Origin of the sequence: Micromonospora chalcea (genome assembly GCF_002926165.1) — a bacterium.
GTDB lineage: Bacteria > Actinomycetota > Actinomycetes > Mycobacteriales > Micromonosporaceae > Micromonospora > Micromonospora chalcea.
Window position 1 is genome coordinate 18,318 of the sequence record NZ_MAGP01000117.1, and the last position, 16,804, is coordinate 35,121.

General features: G+C 72.5%; 15 protein-coding genes. 10 read left to right on the plus strand and 5 right to left on the minus strand.

Annotation, left to right across the window (positions count from 1 at the left end; all coding sequences use genetic code 11):
* Positions 1 to 13 precede the first annotated feature (13 nt).
* Positions 14 to 1,267, plus strand: coding sequence for an MFS transporter (locus BAW75_RS17225; protein ID WP_104114238.1), 1,254 nt, complete (start codon positions 14 to 16; stop codon positions 1,265 to 1,267).
* A gap of 57 nt (positions 1,268 to 1,324) precedes the next feature.
* On the opposite strand, the gene BAW75_RS17230 is transcribed toward BAW75_RS17225, so the two are convergent.
* The gene (locus BAW75_RS17230; protein WP_043328458.1) at positions 1,325 to 1,567 is read right to left on the minus strand and encodes a mycoredoxin; all 243 of its coding nucleotides are present in this window, start codon (positions 1,565 to 1,567) and stop codon (positions 1,325 to 1,327) included.
* Between the two features lie 91 nt (positions 1,568 to 1,658).
* Here BAW75_RS17230 and BAW75_RS17235 point away from each other — a divergent pair, with 91 nt between their 5' ends.
* From BAW75_RS17235 to BAW75_RS17245, 3 genes are all read left to right on the plus strand, one after another.
* Entirely contained in the window at positions 1,659 to 3,782 is a 2,124-nt protein-coding gene (locus BAW75_RS17235; protein WP_104114239.1) for an ATP-dependent DNA helicase UvrD2, read from the plus strand.
* A 129-nt stretch (positions 3,783 to 3,911) separates the two neighbouring features.
* Entirely contained in the window at positions 3,912 to 4,166 is a 255-nt protein-coding gene (locus BAW75_RS17240) for a hypothetical protein (protein ID WP_082931090.1), read from the plus strand.
* Positions 4,167 to 4,297: 131 nt separating this feature from the next.
* Complete coding sequence (locus BAW75_RS17245; RefSeq protein WP_030503670.1) at positions 4,298 to 4,663, plus strand: WhiB family transcriptional regulator; 366 nt, start codon at positions 4,298 to 4,300, stop codon at positions 4,661 to 4,663.
* A gap of 317 nt (positions 4,664 to 4,980) precedes the next feature.
* Here the strand turns inward: BAW75_RS17245 and BAW75_RS17250 are convergent, their stop codons facing one another.
* The 3 genes from BAW75_RS17250 to BAW75_RS32360 form a co-directional block, all read right to left on the minus strand.
* Positions 4,981 to 6,327, minus strand: a complete 1,347-nt coding sequence (locus BAW75_RS17250) for an ABC1 kinase family protein (RefSeq protein WP_104114240.1) — start codon at positions 6,325 to 6,327, stop codon at positions 4,981 to 4,983.
* Between the two features lie 10 nt (positions 6,328 to 6,337).
* A complete protein-coding gene (locus BAW75_RS17255) occupies positions 6,338 to 7,450 on the minus strand; it encodes a TOMM precursor leader peptide-binding protein (RefSeq protein WP_146074852.1) in 1,113 nt (370 codons plus the stop codon).
* Between the two features lie 169 nt (positions 7,451 to 7,619).
* On the minus strand, positions 7,620 to 7,787 hold the full coding sequence (locus tag BAW75_RS32360) for a DUF5679 domain-containing protein (RefSeq protein WP_007464795.1): 168 nt from the start codon (positions 7,785 to 7,787) through the stop codon (positions 7,620 to 7,622).
* 471 nt (positions 7,788 to 8,258) lie between these two features.
* On the opposite strand from BAW75_RS32360, the gene BAW75_RS17260 reads away from it, so the two are divergent.
* Together BAW75_RS17260 and BAW75_RS17265 are read left to right on the plus strand one after the other, a co-directional pair.
* Complete coding sequence (locus BAW75_RS17260) at positions 8,259 to 8,780, plus strand: M48 metallopeptidase family protein (protein WP_043328464.1); 522 nt, start codon at positions 8,259 to 8,261, stop codon at positions 8,778 to 8,780.
* A 107-nt stretch (positions 8,781 to 8,887) separates the two neighbouring features.
* Entirely contained in the window at positions 8,888 to 9,508 is a 621-nt protein-coding gene (locus BAW75_RS17265; RefSeq protein WP_104114242.1) for a glycosyltransferase family protein, read from the plus strand.
* A 163-nt stretch (positions 9,509 to 9,671) separates the two neighbouring features.
* On the opposite strand, the gene BAW75_RS17270 is transcribed toward BAW75_RS17265, so the two are convergent.
* Positions 9,672 to 10,943 (minus strand): zinc-dependent metalloprotease, encoded by a 1,272-nt coding sequence (locus tag BAW75_RS17270; protein ID WP_104114243.1) that lies wholly within the window; start codon positions 10,941 to 10,943, stop codon positions 9,672 to 9,674.
* A gap of 115 nt (positions 10,944 to 11,058) precedes the next feature.
* Between BAW75_RS17270 and BAW75_RS17275 the strand changes: the two genes are divergently transcribed.
* From BAW75_RS17275 to BAW75_RS17290, 4 genes are all read left to right on the plus strand, one after another.
* Positions 11,059 to 12,072 (plus strand): YlbL family protein, encoded by a 1,014-nt coding sequence (locus BAW75_RS17275; protein ID WP_176722737.1) that lies wholly within the window; start codon positions 11,059 to 11,061, stop codon positions 12,070 to 12,072.
* A 127-nt stretch (positions 12,073 to 12,199) separates the two neighbouring features.
* The gene (locus tag BAW75_RS17280; protein WP_222949565.1) at positions 12,200 to 15,196 is read left to right on the plus strand and encodes a UPF0182 family membrane protein; all 2,997 of its coding nucleotides are present in this window, start codon (positions 12,200 to 12,202) and stop codon (positions 15,194 to 15,196) included.
* Positions 15,197 to 15,344: 148 nt separating this feature from the next.
* A complete protein-coding gene (locus BAW75_RS17285; RefSeq protein ID WP_043328470.1) occupies positions 15,345 to 15,854 on the plus strand; it encodes an RNA polymerase sigma factor in 510 nt (169 codons plus the stop codon).
* Positions 15,844 to 16,773 (plus strand): hypothetical protein, encoded by a 930-nt coding sequence (locus BAW75_RS17290; RefSeq protein ID WP_104114244.1) that lies wholly within the window; start codon positions 15,844 to 15,846, stop codon positions 16,771 to 16,773. The genes BAW75_RS17285 and BAW75_RS17290 overlap by 11 nt, the downstream gene beginning before the upstream one ends.
* Positions 16,774 to 16,804: the final 31 nt, after the last annotated feature.

The window sequence follows — 16,804 nt, forward strand, 5'->3', positions numbered from 1 at the left end:
CGGAGGCAACCCGATGCGCACCGTCCTGCGCCGCCCCGACTTCCGTCTCCTCTTCGCCGCAGTGGTGGCGAGCATGGCGGCGGAGTCGGTGCTGCTGCTCGCCCTGGCCGTCTGGGTCAAGGATCTGACCGGGTCGGACAGCATGGCGGGGGCGACCATCTTCGCGGTCATCGCACCGATGGCCCTCGCCCCGCTCGTCGGCTGGGTGGTCGACCGCTACCGCCGGAAACCCTTCTTCATCGCCGCCAACCTGGTCGCCGCGGCGCTGCTCAGTCCGCTGCTCACGGTCCGGGACCGCTCCGACGTCTGGGTGATCTACGTGGTCGCGGCGTTCTACGGACTGTCGTACATCACCCTCGCCGCCGTGCTCAACGGACTGATCCGGCATCTGGTTCCGGCCGAGTCGCTGGCCGACGCGAACGGACTGCTGCAGACGGTCCGGCAGGGCCTGCGGCTGATCGGGCCGTTCGCCGGCGCGGGCGTCTACGCCGCCGTCGGCGGCTGGCTGCTCGCCGTCCTGGCCATGACCGGATTCCTGGTGGCCGCGGCGGTGGTCGGCCGGCTGCGGGCGCAGGAGCGGGAACCGTCCCGGTCCGGCCGCCGCGGGCCGTCCGAGCTGAGCGCCGGGCTGCGCCACCTGACCGGCGAGCCGGCGCTGCGCCGGGCGCTGCTCGGGTACGGGCTCGGCTCGCTGGTGATGGGCTTCACCGAGTCGCTGATCTTCGCGTACGTCGACCTGGGTCTGCGCCGCGAGGCCGCGTTCGTCGGCGTGCTGGTCATGGTGCAGGGCGTCGGTGGCCTGGTCGGCGGCCTGTTCTCGGCCGCAGTGGTCCGCCGGTACGGCGAAGTCGGGGCGCTGGCCGCCGGGGTGACGTTCTTCGGACCGGCCGCGCTGGCGCTCGCGTACCCCCGGTTGTGGCTCGGGGTGGTGGCGCTGCTGCTGGCCGGCCTCTCGCTGCCGCTGACCATGGTGGGGTTGAACACGCTGATCCAGCGGCGGACCCCGCCGCGGCTGCTGGGCCGGGTCACCGCGGCGTCGGAGGCCCTGGTCAGCGGGCCGCAGGCGCTCTCCATCGGCACCGGCGCGCTGCTCGTCGGCGTGTTCGACTACCGGCTGCTGTTCGCTCTGGTCGGGGCGGTCACCACGGCGGCCGGTCTCTATCTGTGGCGGGGCCGTGGGCTGAGCGCGCCGGTCGCCGGACCGGTGCGGATCCCGGGGCCCCGGAAGCCGGCCGACGACGGCGTGCTCAGTCGCGGCGGCTCCTGAACGACGGCGAGCGGCCGTACCCGGATCGGGTACGGCCGCTCGCGGTGTCGCGGGAGATCAGCCGGGCAGCGCGGCCAGGTGCTGCTTGACCTGGTTGATCGAGGGGTTGGTCAGGGCGCTGCCGTCGGCGAAGCGCAGCGTCGGGACGGTCTGGTTGCCGCCGTTGACGCTCATCACGAAGTCCGCGGCCGCGGGGTCCTGCTCGATGTCGACCACCTCGTACGCGATGCCCTCCCGGTCGAGCTGCGACTTCAGCCGGTGGCAGTAGCCGCACCACGGGGTGGAATACATCGTCAGCATGGTCTGGTCCTCCAAGGGGTGGCTCGCGCCCGGTCCGATCAGGCCAGGCTAACCGCTGCAACGTCACACGATGCTGGGATGATTCCCTGCTGTGGGCGTTCACTCAGGTGCGGAACGGGTGCTGGCCGGGCTGGATCCGGAGCAGCGGTCCGCGGTGACCGCCCCGGCCGGGCCGGTCTGCATCCTGGCCGGCGCCGGCACCGGCAAGACGCGGGCGGTGACGTCGCGGATCGCGTACCGGGCGCTGACCGGCGACATCGCCGGCCGGCACGTGCTGGCGGTCACGTTCACCGCCCGCGCCGCGGCCGAGATGCGCAGCCGCCTCACCGTGCTCGGCGTCCAGGGGGTGCAGGCGCGCACGTTCCATGCGGCGGCGCTGCGGCAGGTCCGCTACTTCGCGCCCCGGCTGCTGGCCGGGCGGGCCATGCCGGAGCTGCTGGACAGCAAGGTGCGGGTGGTCACGCTCGCCGCCGCCAAGGTCGGGCTGCGCGCCGACCGGGCCGCCGCGCGCGACCTCGCCGCCGAGATCGAATGGGCCAAGTCGTCGCTTGTCGAGCCGGGGGAGTACGTGGTCGCCGCGGCCAAGGCGCTGCGCGAGACGCCGTACGAGCCGGCCCGGGTGGCCGACGTGTTCGACGCGTACGAGCGGCTCAAGCGCGGCAACGGGGTGATCGACTTCGAGGACATGCTGCGCGCCGCGGTCTGGGGCATCGAGGAGCACCCGGACGTCGCCGAGCAGGTGCGCAACCAGTACCGGCACTTCGTGGTCGACGAGTACCAGGACGTCAACCCGCTCCAGCAGCGGCTGCTGGAGGCGTGGCTGGGTGGCCGGGACGACCTGACAGTGGTCGGCGACGCCAGCCAGACGATCTACTCGTTCACCGGCGCGACCTCGTCGTACCTGGTCGACTTCCCCCGGCTGCACCGGGGCGCGACAGTGGTCCGGCTGGTCCGCGACTACCGCTCCACCCCGCAGGTGGTCGGGCTGGCCAACGCGGTGATCTCCCAGGCGCGGGGCACCGAGGCGCGGTTGCGGCTGGAGCTGCACGGCCAGCGCCGGCCCGGTCCGGAGCCGGAACTGCGGATCTTCACCGACGAGCCGGCCGAGGCGAACGCGGTCGCCGCCCGCTGCCGGGCGCTGGTCGCGGGCGGCACCCCGGCGCGGGAGATCGCTGTGCTGTTCCGCACCAACGCGCAGTCCGAGGCGTACGAGAAGGCGCTCTCCGAGGCCGGCGTGCCGTACGTGCTCCAGGGCGCGGAGCGGTTCTTCGAACGGCCCGAGGTGCGCCAGGCGATGATCGCGCTGCGCGCCGCCACCCGGTCGGCGTCCGTCGACACGCCGCTGCCGGCCGCCGTGGTCGAAGGGCTCTCGGCGGTCGGCTGGGCGCCCGACGCGCCCCCGCCCGGCGGCGCCGCTCGCGAGCGGTGGGAGGCGCTCGCCGCGCTGGTCCAGCTCGCCGAGGAGTACGCCGCCGACGCCGAGGCGGAGCCGGGGCTGACCGGGTTCACCGAGGAACTGGCCCGGCGGGCCGCCCAGCAGCACGTGCCCACCGTCGAGGGGGTCACGCTCGCGTCGCTGCACTCGGCGAAGGGGCTGGAGTGGGACGCGGTGTTCCTGGTCGGGCTGGCCGAGGGCACGCTGCCCACCACGTACGCGAAGACCATGGAGCAGGTCGAGGAGGAACGGCGGCTGCTCTACGTCGGGATCACCCGGGCCCGGGAGTGGCTCTGGCTGTCGTACGCCACGTCGCGCTCGCCGGGTGGGCGGGCCCGGCGGCCGTCGCGGTTCCTGCCGCAGCTCGACCGCTCCGGCGGCGGCGAGCGGGCCGGCGGCGGCGGACCGGCGCGGCGGGCCGAGCGGCGCCGGCCGCAGGTGGTCTCGTGCCGGATCTGCGGCGCGACGCTGCTCGCCGGCGCGGACCGCAAACTGGGCCGCTGCCCGACCTGCCCGTCGGACATCGACGAGGAGCTGTACGAGCGGCTGCGCGATTGGCGGCAGCGGGTCGCGGGAGCGCAGAAGGTGCCGGCGTACGTGGTCTTCACCGACGCCACGCTCACCGCGCTGGCCGAACGGAAGCCCGGTCGGACCGAGGAACTGGTGGCGATCGCCGGGATCGGGCCCCGAAAAGTCGGGCTTTACGGTGATACGGTCCTCGCCCTGGTGGCGGGCGCCACGGTGGACGAGGTCTGCTCACAGAAAACTTCTGAAAACTAGCCGTAAATCGTTTGCCCTCGCCCGAGGGCGAGGAATAGCCTCATGACACACCTCGCGAGCGGCGCTGTTCTGGCTGCTCAACGGGGATGAGTCCACGGTCGGCACGAGGAGAGTAGGGAGGTGGCACCAGTGAAGATCTTCAACTATGAGCGTCTCGCGGCGATGCCGTCTGCCGTCGCTCCGCTGTCGGCTGTCCGGGTGGCCCTCGCCGCTCGACCGTCGGCTCCGCAGGTGCACCAGGTCCAGGTTCAGGCCGAGCTGAACCTGACCGTTGCGCCGATCGCCGGAGTCGAGGGGACCAGTGGCTTCGCGGGCAAGGGCATCGATGGCGCCAAGAAGCGCACGGATGTCCGCGGCGTTCCACCTCGAGGTAGACCGGTCTGATCCATCAGACGCCGGCTCACCTCGAGGCCGCGGAACCCGCATACCGGGATCCGCGGCCTCAGTTTTTTGTCCCGCCGAAGTACGTCGGAATGCGATCCACGAGATCGAAGTGAGAGAGAGGTGACCGGAGGATGAGTCTGGCGTTGGCCCCCCTCGACGTGAGCGTCGACGTGGAGGCGAACCTGCCCTGCCGGAAGTTCGACCCCGACCTGTGGTTCTCCGACTCGCCCGCCGAGCTCGAGCTGGCCAAGTCGCTCTGCGGGGACTGCCCGCTGCGCGTCGAGTGCCTGGCCGGGGCGGTCGAGCGAGCCGAGCCCTGGGGCGTCTGGGGCGGCGAGATCTTCGAGCGTGGCGCGGTCGTCCCGCGCAAGCGGCCCCGTGGCCGTCCGCGCAAGGAGGACCTCGCCCGCGACGCGCAGCTCCGGGTCGAGGCGGAGGCGCGACTGGCGGCCAGCGGGCTGTCCGAGTCGCGTAGCGCCGTCCGGCTGGCAGCCTGACACACCTACGTTCCAAGACCGACCGATGCCGGTGTCCCTCCACCGGCCGACCTGAGAGAGAAATTCTGATGCTGAACCTGCCGAACGGATTCGAGATGCAACTACTCCACGAAGCGTTGTCCAGGGCCCGAATGCGCCGGCCTCAGGCCGGTCGCACCACCACGAGCACTGAGGCAACCCGTTCCGCCCGTACCGTCGCCATGCGGAGTCGCAGCCAGTCGGCACGCGACCTGGGCGTCCTGTAGAACGATCGCGTGAGGAAGGGGCGGTGACCTGCTGGTCACCGCCCCTTCGCCTGCTCCGTGCCCAGCCGGTGCTCAGGGCACGGGCGCGAAGCCGGGCAGCCAGCGTTCCAGGATCGACCGGTAGGGGGCCTTCGCCTCCAGCTGGCAGAGCACGCCGATCGAACCCAGCGTGACCCGGTGGATCATCAGATACGACGGGGGCAGGTTGAGCTGGCGGCTGAGCTGGTACGCGGGGGAGCGGGGACTGGCCAGCCGGGTCGCCTCGGCGCGCAGCCAGGCCCGGGTGAAGCGGAACTCGTCGGCCGCGATCGGCTCCAGCATCGGACGCAGGAAGTCGAGCACCGCCGGGGCGTCGATCGACTCGGTGCGGCTGACGAAGCCCTCGGCACGCAGCCCCTCCACCACGGCGTCGGCGTCGCCGTTCAGCGCGAGCGCCGCGATCCGGCCGATCGGCTCCGGCGTGCCCTGCGGCATCCGGGCCACCGCGCCGAAGTCGATCACGCCGAGCCGCCCGTCCGGCAGCAGCCGGAAGTTGCCCGGGTGCGGGTCGGCGTGCAGCAACCCGGCCCGCTCCGGCGCGGAGAGGTGCAGCTCGGCCATCAGCCGGCCGGCCTCGTCGCGCTGCTCCTCGGTGCCCTCCCGGATGATCTGGGACAGCGGGATGCCCTCGACCCACTCGGTGATCAGCACCCGGGGCGCGGCGTCGAGCACCTCCGGGATGAAGATGTCCGGGTCGTCGGCGTACGCGGCGGCGAACGCGCGCTGCGACTCCGCCTCCAGCTCGTAGTCCAGTTCCTCGGTGATGCGCTCGCGCAGTTCGGCCAGGAGCGGCTTCACGTCCAGCCCCGGCTGGATCGCCCGGAACATGCCGCCGAGCCGGGAGAGCTGCTTGAGGTCGGCGAGCAGGGCGTCACCTGCGCCCGGGTACTGGATCTTCACGGCCACGTCCCGGTGCTGCGGGCCGCCGTTCGGGCCGTACCCGGGGTCGCGCCAGAGGGCGCGGTGCACCTGGCCGATGCTGGCCGCCGCGGCCGGGGTGTCGTTGAACTCGACGAACCGGTCGCGCCAGTCCGGGCCGAGCTGCTCGGCGAGCACCTTGTGCACTGTCGCCGCCGGCAGCGGCGGGGCGGCCTCCTGGAGCTTGGTGAGCGCCTGCCGGTAGGGTGCGGCCACCTCCTCGGGCAGCGCCGCCTCGAACACCGACAGGGCCTGGCCGAACTTCATCGCCCCGCCCTTGAGCTGCCCGAGCACGCTGAACAGCTGCTCGGCGGTGCGCTGTTGGATCTCGGCGGAGATGACGTCGGACGCGAGCCCGGTCACCCGCTTGCCCATGCCGAGGACGGTTCGACCGGCGAATCCGAGCGGCAGGGCGGCGAGTTTGGCGGTGCGGGACACGGCCCGGCGCGGGATGTCGGTCACCCGGCCATTGTTACCGACTCGGGGCCCTCGCTGCTGCCGTGCGGCCGGGAGCGGCCGGGGCCGACCGGATCGGGCGACGCCGGCAGCAGCCACAGGAGGGGTGCGGCGGCCACCGTCGGTGACGCACCCGGCCCGGGGCTGCGACCTCCACCGCGCCGCCGAGCGTCTCCGGGTGGCCGCCGTCGAGCTGGGCCAGCGCCTCGGCCGTGGCGAACGCGGCGGCGGCGAGCCGGGTGGTGGCGGCGCAGGCCCGCTCGCCCCGGTCGGCGGCGAGCTGGGCGGCGAGCGCCGGCCAGTCCGGGTCCCGGTCGCCGCGGTGCAGGTCGAGGCAGCGCAGGCACGGACCGACGGGTGGGCGGACCAGCGGGCCGATCACGGGTACGCCGCCGCGCAGGTCGAGCAGCAGGTGGGGCTGACGTCGGCGGGCGTACCCGGTGGCCAGCAGCTCGGCCGGCCGGTCCACGCCGAGCTGCACCACCAGGTCCGGCCGGGCCGCCCGGATCGGGGTCGTGGCAGTGCCCGGCGCGCACCGCTCCAGCGCCGCGCGTACCGCCGGGCCCAGCGGCCGGCCCAGCTCCGCGGCGGTCAGGCCGGTCCCGACCAGGTCGCCGGCGCCGACCGGGCCGGCCAGATCGGGTACGACGTGCCCGACGCCGGCCTGGGCCAGCGCGACGGCGACCGCCGCGCCGAGTCGTCCCGTGCCGGTGACCAGCACCCGGGCGGACCGGCGGCGGCGCAGTAGCCGGGCCGGTGTGCCGGGCAGGTCGGGGCAGGTCAGCGCCAGCGCGGCGGCCTCGGCTGCCAACCGGGTCCGGGCCGCGCCGGCGAGGTCACGGGGGAACAGGGCCTGCGCGGGCACCACCAGGCCGGCGTCGCGGAGCGTGTCGAGCAGCGCGCGTGCCTCGTCGGGCGGCACCCGGGCGGCGCCGGCCTCGGCCAGCACGGCGCGTTCGCTGCGGGTGCCGTCGAGCAGGTCGAGCAGGCGGGCCGTGCCCGGCGAGGACATCTCCAGCAGCACCGCCCGGCCGGGCAGCTCACCGAGTTGGAGCGTGTGGCGGTCGCGCCAGAGCCGGGTCAGGCCGGGCAGCAGGATCGGACGGACGAGCGGTGTCGGATCGGTCACGGCACCGATAGTGACCGTCTCCAAGCGCTCCGTCGTTCGTTGTCCACAGGTGCGGCGAGCCGTGGCCAGCCTTGTCCACAGGACCTCGCCGGTTTTCCACAACTGGCGGGTAACTGTGTCGGTTACCCGACGGGGAGGGCGGCCGAGGGCCGCCCTCCCCGTGGAGCGGTCAGACCTTGGCCTTGCCCAGGATGCGGTTCACTGTTGTGCCGCACACCGGGCACTTGCCCTTGGCCATGTTCATGCCGGTCTTCGAGACCTCCACGTGCCCCTCGAAGTCCCGCTTCTCCTTGCACTTGACGCAGTAACCGTTGTAGGTCTGGGCCTGGTCGGCCACGGTAGCCTCCTCGTCTCGTCCGCCGGAGGTTGTCCCGGCGGTCTCCCTGCGGCCGAACGTGACGTCGGCGCCGGGGGGTTCTCCGCGATCAGTCACCTGACCGTGGTTGGCGGACCCTACCCAGGTCTGGGCGGTTCCATGTCAGCTGTACGCCGACTCTGTGAGCTAGTCGACGTCGAGAGTGTGCATGCCGAGTTACGTCGGATAAGTCAGTTTCGCGCGGACACGCCGGGTAAAAGCGCCCAGATCCCCTTCGTGTGCCCCTGACGCCGGTCACTCACCGTAGATCACTTAACGTTGCAGAGGGTCGGTTGGTGATGGTCATCTACCAGCGCAAAGAATTTTTTCTGGACTCCTGACAATCAACCGCCATTTTCCGGGCGCGTGTCGTCGTGTTGACTCTTGCGGAGTCCTGGTCAGTACGCATTAGCTTTCCATCGTGACAGTCAACCGAGGCTGCGCGGGCCGGTAATGGCCGTGACGCGGAAGCCCGTCGTCGAGGTACGGCGCAGTCAGCGCCGGCGGCGCACGGTGTCCGCGTACCGGGACGGGGAGCGCGTCGTCGTGCTGATCCCCGACCAGTTCTCCCGGGCCGAGGAGAGCGAGTGGGTCGACCGGATGCTGGCCCGGCTCGCCGCCCGCGAGGGCCGGCTCGCCCGCTCGGACGCCGAACTGCTCGCCCGCGCCCGCCGCCTGATCGACAGCTACCTTCCCGAGTACGGCTCGGCCGCCGTGCCCGCGAGCGTGCGCTGGGTGACCAACCAGAACGGCCGCTGGGGCTCCTGCACCCCCGCCGACCGCACCATCCGGATCTCGCACCGGATCCAGGACATGCCCGACTGGGTGATCGACTACGTCCTCCTGCACGAGCTGACGCACCTCATCGTGCCCAGTCACAACGCCGAGTTCTGGGCGCTGGTCGCCCGGTACCCGCGCTCGGAGCGGGCGCGCGGCTACCTGGAGGGCGTGGCCGCCACCGCCGCCATTCCCTGACCGCGCCCCCGCCCCCGCGCGGTTGATCATGAGGTTGACCTGTTGATCCGTCCGTTTCGTCACCGTCAACTTCATGATCGCGTGTGGGGTGGGGTTAAGGTCGGCGGGTGTCCCGACGTGTGGTGGTGGCGTTGCTCGGCCCGGTGACCTGGACGCCGCCCGGAATCGAGCCGGCGCGATGGCGTACCGCCCTCGCCGAGGACGTGGTGGACCTGCTGGCCACGCTGAACGAGGTGGAGACCGCCGTCGCGGTCGCCGCGCGGGACCGCTGGCTGGCCGACGCCGTGGTCTGGCCCGGCACCCCGGTGTACGAGGTGCCGGAGCCGACGCCGAACGCGGTGTTCGCGACGCTCGCCGCTGCCGGCCCGGAGGTGGTCTACGACCAGGTGGCAGTGGTGGCGGCGGACGCGCCGGACGTGCCGGGGCTGACGCTCGGCAAGCTGCTGCGGCCGCTGACCACCCGGCCGGTGGCGGTGGCCCCGGTCGAGGGAGGCGGAACCGGGCTGCTGGGAGTGGCTGCTCGACTGCCCGTACCGGCGTGGTTGCCGGCGCTGGACCTGGACACGACCGCGCCGGCCGAGGTGCGCCGGGCCGCGCCGAGCCCGGGGGACGTGGCGGTCACCGCCGGCTGGCGCCGGATGCGCGGTCCCGCCGACCTGGCCGCGCTCGACCCGGCCGTCGAGGGCTGGGAGGCCACCCGGGCCCTGCTGTCCGGCCGCCCCGTCTGACCCCTGTCCCTACTGCCTCGCCGCGCATCCGGCCACTCCGCCGATCTTGGAGTTGTGGTGCCTGACAGACGTCGCTACTCGGGCATCCTGGGCGCCACAACTTCAAGATCGACGGGCCGGGCCGGGCCGGGCCGGGCCGGGGCGGGCCCGGGGGTGTACTGCGTCAGCGCTTGTCGTCGTCCTCGCCGGGGGACTTCTCCTCCGGGGCGCCCGGCGCGGAGAAGTCGAAGTTCGCCAGCTCGTCGTCGCGATCGGTGCTGGTCGTGGCGAACGCCTCCGGCGCGGCGAAGTCGTCGTCGGAGGGCAGCAGGTCCGGGTGGCCCCAGATCGCGTCCCGGCCGGCGATGCCGCGGTGCTCGGTCAGCGCCGCCCACAGCACAGTGGCCTCGCGCAGCCGACGGGGCCGCAGTTCGAGACCGACGAGCGCGGCGAACGTCTGCTCGGCCGGGCCACCCGCGGCGCGGCGGCGGCGGAACGCCTCGCCGAGGCGTACGACGTTGGGGAGGCGGTCACCGGCGGCGCTGTCGACGACGTGGCAGACCCAGCCCTCGACCAGGGCGAGTACGGTCTCCAGCCGGGCCAGCGACGCCTTCTGCGCGGGCGTGTCCTCGGGCGTGAAGATGCCCTCCAGCGCGATCGCCTGCATCGACTCCGGGTCGGTCGGGTCGACCCGGCCCATCGCCTCCTCGATCGCCTCCCGGTTGACCCGGATGCCCGCGGCGTAGTTCTCCACCGCGGTCAGCACGTGCCCGCGCAGCCACGGCACGTGCTGGAACAGCCGCTGGTGGGCGGCCTCGCGCAGGGCCACGTAGAGGCGTACCTCGTCCTCGGGCAGCTCCAGGCCCTCGCCGTACGCCTTGATGTTGGCGGGGACGAGCGCGGCCGTGCCGGCGGGGCCGAGCGGCAGGCCGATGTCACCGGCGGAGAGCACCTCGGCGCCGAGCGAGCCGAGCGCCTGGCCGAGCTGGCCGCCGAAGAGCGCGCCGCCCAGCGTGGCGACCATCGACTGCATCGGGCCGAGCTGGGCGCGGGCCTCCGGCGGCACCAGGTCGCCCATCGCGCCGACCATCCGGCTGGCGACCGGGTCGCAGAGCTTGCGCCACACGTCGAGCGTCTTGAAGATCCACTCGTTGCGGTTCCAGGCGACCGAGGTGCGTATGCCGGAGGGCCACGAGGTCGCCGGCTCCAGCCAGAGGTCGGCGATGCGCAGCGCCTCCTCGACCGCGTTGCGTTCGAACGGCGACACCGCCGGGTCGCCGGCGGCGGCGAGCTGGCTGGCGGCTACCTGCCGGGCGAGGTCCCAGTTGACCGGCCCGCTGCCCGGCGCCGAGAGCAGGTGCTGCAACTGCGACATGAACTGCTGCATCGCCGCGGGATCGTTGGGGTCCGGTGGTTGACCACCCGGGAGCGCGAAACCGAACGGAATATCAGGCACGACGTCTACGGTACGCGGGCCCCGCCGCAGGTCGTGCCACTCGGCGTTGCGCTGAGGGCGAAGTCCTCGGGTCACCGCGCCGGGCGGCGGGGCGCGGATCGGTACGCTCTGGCGCATGAGACGTCGCGGCGTGACCGTCCTGCTCGGTGCCCTGCTCACCGCACTGCTCAGCGTCGGTGTGCTGAGCGTGCCGCTGCCGTACGTGGTGCTCGGCCCGGGTCCGACGGTGAACACGCTGGGCAGCGAGGACGGCAAGGAGGTCATCCAGGTGACCGGCCGCTCGACGTCGACGTCCGCCGGTCAGCTCCGGCTCACCACGGTCGGCGTGCAGCCGACGGTGCGGCTCCGGTCGGCGCTGGCCGGATGGTTCTCCTCGGACGAGGCGGTGGTGCCGCGCGAGCTGGTCTACCCGCCGGGGCAGTCGCAGGAGGAGGTCGAGAAGCGCAACGCGGAGGACTTCCAGAACTCGCAGACCAGCGCCGAGACGGCGGCCCTGCGTGAGCTGGGCTACCCGATCAAGGTGCTGGTCAAGGCGGTCACGGCGGGCGGGCCGTCGGCCGACGTGCTGCGCCCCGACGACGTGCTCACCTCGGTCGACGGGGTACCGGTGACGAGCGCGGCCAAGCTGACCGAGCTGATCCGGTCGAAGCCGGCCGGCACCGCGCTGCGGATCGGCTACACCCGCGGCGACACCCCGGGCACGGCCACGGTGACCAGCCAGGAGCAGGACGGCCGGCCGCGGATCGGCGTGGAGATCGACCAGCAGCAGCCGCACCCGTTCACCCTCAAGATCGACCTGGGGGACATCGGCGGGCCGAGCGCCGGGCTGATGTTCTCGCTCGGCATCATCGACAAGCTGGAGCCGGCCGACCTGACCGGCGGCAAGATCATCGCCGGTACCGGCACCATCGACGACGAGGGCCGCGTCGGCCCGATCGGCGGTATCGCGCAGAAGCTCGTCGGCGCCAAGGAGGCCGGCGCGAACGCGTTCCTGGTGCCCGCCGACAACTGCGCCGAGGCCGTCCGCAACCCGCAGCCGGGCCTGCCGATGCTGAAGGTCGCCACGCTGGACGAGGCATTGAAGGCACTCGAGGCGCTGCGTACCGGGGGGCAGCCGACGCGCTGCTGAACCGGCCGGGACCACGACTGCTGTGCCGATCGTGACGTGACCTTGACCCGACGTGCTCAGGATGACCCCGTACTCTTGGTGCCTGGTCGGAGCCGATCACATCGAGCGTGCGGAGCCAACAGTGGTCATGCGTAGCAGTCCCTTGCCGAGGATGAGCCGACGCGGACGCGTCACCATCGGTGTCCTGATCGGGGTGTTCGTCTTGTTCACCCTGCTCGGCTGGGGCGTCAACGCATGGACGGACTGGCTCTGGTTCAACGAGGTCCGCTACACCCAGGTCTTCACCGGCGTGCTCGCCACCCGGCTGCTGCTGTTCCTGGTGGTCGGCGTCGGCATGGCGCTGATCGTGGCCGGCAACCTCTGGCTCGCCTACCGGCTGCGACCCCGGATGCGCCCGCACTCGGCCGAGCAGGCCACGCTGGAGCGCTACCGGATGCTCCTGAGCCCTCGCCTCGGCACCTGGATCGCGCTCGCCGCCGCCGTCGTCGGACTGTTCGCCGGCCTGTCCGCGCAGAGCCGGTGGAGCCAGTGGCTGCTGTTCCGCAACGGCGGCGACTTCGGCGTGAAGGACCCCGAGTTCGGCATCGACGTCGGCTTCTACGTCTTCCAGCTCCCGTTCTGGCGCTACCTGCTCGGCGTCGGCTTCACCGCCGTCGTGCTGTCCCTGCTCGGCGCGCTCGCCGTGCACTACATCTTCGGCGGGGTGCGGCTGCAGGGCGTCGGCGACCGGATGACGAACGCCGCCCGCGCCCACCTCAGCTCGCTGGTCGCGTTCTTCGTGCTGCTCAAGGCCGTCGCGTACGTGCTGGACCGGCGGGCCATGCTGCTGGAGTACAACGACAGCGCCAAGCTCTACGGCGCCGGCTACGCCGACGTCAACGCGCTGCTGCCGGCGAAGGAGATCCTCGCCTGGATCTCCGTCCTGGTGGCGCTGGCGATCATCGTGTTCTCCAACGCGGTCATGCGGAACCTGGTCTGGCCGGGCATCTCGCTGGCCCTGCTCGGCGTCTCCGCGGTCGCGATCGGCGGCATCTACCCGTGGGCCGTGCAGACGTTCGAGGTCAAGCCGAGCGCCCGGGACAAGGAAGCGCCGTACATCGAACGCAGCATCAAGGCCACCCGCACCGCGTTCGGCCTCGAAGGCACGAAGACCACACCGTACGCGGCGAGCAACCTCGTTCCACCCGCCAGCCTGGCCACCGACACCTCGGTGGTGCAGAACATCCGGCTGCTCGACCCGCAGCTGGTCTCCGAGACGTACACCCAGCTCCAGCAGGTACGTGGCTTCTACGACTTCGGCTCGAAGCTGGACATCGACAGGTACTCGGTCAAGGACAAGACCTCCGACTACGTGGTCGGCGTCCGTGAGATCAACTACGGCGAGCTGACCGACCAGCAGAGCAACTGGATCAACCGCCACACCGTCTACACCCACGGGTACGGCCTGGTGGCCGCCCCGGCGAACCAGGTGGTCTGCGGCGGTCAGCCGTACTTCGTCTCCGGCTTCCTGGGTGAGAAGGCGCAGGAGGCGTGTTCCTCGCCGGCCGAGGAGATCCCGGCCCAGCAGCCGCGGATCTACTACGGCGAGCGGATGGAGCCCGGGGACTACGCGATCGTCGGCCAGAACGGCGACCGCAACGTCGAGTTCGACCGGCCCACCTCCACCGGTGGCGAGCAGTACTACACCTACAGCGGCGAGGGTGGCGTCAAGATCGGTTCGTTCCCGCGCCGCCTGCTCTACTCGATCAAGGAGCAGGAGCCGAACTTCCTGCTCTCCGAGGCGGTCAACGAGAACTCGAAGCTGCTCTACGTGCGCAACCCGCGTGACCGGGTGGAGAAGGTCGCCCCGTTCCTCACGCTCGACGGCGACCCGTACCCGGCGGTCGTGAACGGCCGGGTCCTGTGGATCATCGACGGCTACACCACGGCGGCGACCTACCCGTACGCCGAGCGGGTCAACCTCCAGGCGGAGACCGCCGACGAGCTGACCGGCCGGGGCACGTTCCAGCTCGCCCGGGAGAACGTCAACTACATCCGCAACTCGGTGAAGGCGACTGTCGACGCCTACGACGGCACGGTCAAGCTCTACTCGTACGACGACACCGACCCGGTGCTCAAGGCGTGGAACAAGGCGTTCGGCGGTGACCTGGTGCTGCCCAAGGGCGACATCCCGGCCGAGCTGGCCGAGCACTTCCGCTACCCGGCGGACATGTTCAAGGTGCAGCGCAACCTGCTCACCAAGTTCCACGTCACCGACCCCGGCGATTTCTACTCCGGCCAGGACTTCTGGCAGGTGCCGAACGTGCCGGACGCGCCGGACAGCGGGCAGAAGCAGCCGCCGTACTACCTCTTCACCCAGTTCCCCGGGCAGGAGGGGCCACGCTTCCAGCTGACCTCCGCGGTCACTCCGAACGGGCGGCAGAACCTCGCCGCGCTGGTCTCCGGCTCGTACGTCGACGGCAAGCCACAGCTGGAGGTGCTGGAGCTGCCGGACCAGACCCGGATCTCCGGGCCGACGCAGGTGCACCAGCAGATGACGAACAACGGCGACATCCGGCAGCAGCTCAACCTGCTCTCCTCCAACCAGGCCCAGGTGCAGTACGGCAACCTGCTCTCGCTGCCCTTCGCCGACGGCATGCTCTACGTCGAGCCGGTCTACGTGAAGAGCAGCAACCAGGACGCGTACCCGCTGCTGCAGAAGGTGCTGCTCTCCTACGGTGACGGCGGCTCGTACGTGGTGCTCGCCAACAACCTCAACGACGGCATCAAGCAGCTCGTCGAACAGGGCAAGCGGGCGCCGAACAACAACCCGCCGCCGAGCACCGACGACAACGAGACGCCGACGCCGACGCCGACGCCGACCGGGGGTGACAACAACACCCCGCCGGCGACCGGCGAACTGGCCCAGGCGGCGGCCCGGGTGCAGACCGCGATCAGCGAGGTCAAGGCCGCGCAGGCGTCCGGTGACTTCGAGCGGTACGGGCGCGCGCTGAAGGCGCTGGACGAGGCGATGAGCGCGTTCCAGCAGGCACAGTCCGCGGCCGGCGGCTCGGGCAACCCGGCGCCGTCGGGCAGCGCCTCACCGCCGGCGCCCACGTCGCCCGCGCCCACGCCGAGCGGCTGACGCCGAGCCGACACCACGAGCCCGTGGTCCGGGACCGCAACGGTCACCCGGACCCGGGCTCGTGTCGTCTTCCGGACTCCCCGCCCGCAACCCCGGACCGCACTGCGCCGTCAACAGTGCAGGTGGACGTGTGGGGGCGGGAGGGCACATGCGGGACGCGAACAGCTTCGACGACTTCTACCGCAGCACGTCGGGGCGGGCCATCCGGTACGGCTACGCGGTGGCCGGCGACCCGGCCGAGGCCCAGGACCTCGTGCAGGAGGCGTACGCGCGGGCCTGGCGGCAGTGGGCGAAGCTCGCCGCCCATCCCGCTCCGGAGGCGTGGCTGCGGCTGGTGATCAGCCGGCTGGCGGCCGACCGGTTCCGGCGGCTGCGCGGGTGGCGCCTCGCGGCCAGCCGCACCGGGCCGCCGCCCGACGTCGGGCCGCCGGGCGAGGACACCGTGCTGCTGGTCGGGGCGCTGCGGCAGCTTCCGCCCCGGCACCGGCAGGCGCTCGCCCTGCACTACCTGTTCGACCTGCCGGTGGAGGAGATCGCCCGGGAGGCCGGGGTTCCCGCCGGCACTGTGAAGTCCTGGCTGTCCCGGGGACGGGCCCGGCTGGCCGAGCTGTTGCCCGGCGTCGCCGCCGAGGAGCTGGAGGTCAACGATGTCGCCTGAACTGCACCGCTACTACCGGTCCCTCGCCGCCGACACGGACGAGCGGGTGCTGCCGGCGCCGGACCGGCTGCGCCGCAGCGCCGACCGCTGGGCCCGCCGCCGGGCCGCGCTGACCGTCCTGGCCGCCGCCGGGCTGGTCGCGGGCACGGTGGCCGGCAGCCAGCTGGTGCTCGCCGCCGAGCCGGGCCCCGACCCGGCTCCACCGCCCGCGGGTACGCCCACCCCGCGGCCGTCGTCCGTCGCGCCTTCGGCCGCGCCGTCGTCGCTGCCTCCGCCGTCGCCGTCCGTCGGCCGTACCCCCGGCTCGCGCAGCCCGGTCGTGACCACCACGCCTCCGGCCGCGAGTACCCCGACCAGCATCCCGGACCGGGCGTTCTTCGTGCTGCCGGCCGCGAACGACGCCGGTACCGGCAACTACTTCGGCCCGGGGCCGGTGCTGCCGGTGCTCTGCGGCGCGAGCCCCGGCGACGAGCGGGTGGTGGCGCGGCGGGCCCGGTCGCTGCCGTACCGGCGGGCCGGGGCCACGGCCGACGAGGTGCCGTCGGGCAACTACCGGCACAGCATCACGATCTACCGGTCCGGCGGCGCCGGCGCCGCGCTGGCCGAGCTGCGCGCGGCGGTGCGGGCCTGCCCCGAGCAGCCCGCCCGGGGTACGCCGCCGGTGACGGTGCGGCAGCGTCTGCTGCCCGACAGCGGGTACGGCGACGAGTCGGTGCTGTTCGAGACGCGGACGCCGTACCGGGACGCGAACGGCGATCCGAGCGGCGGCGACGAGGTGCACCTGATCCGGGCGGTCCGCGTCGGTGACGTGGTGTCGCTGCTGTGGGAGCAGGGCTGGGAGAGCACCTCGACCGAGCGCGCCCAGTTCGACGCGGACAGCCGCCGGGCGGTCGAGGCGGTCCGGCGGTGGCTGGACTGAGTACCCGTTTTGCGCCTCCCCGGGTCGGTGC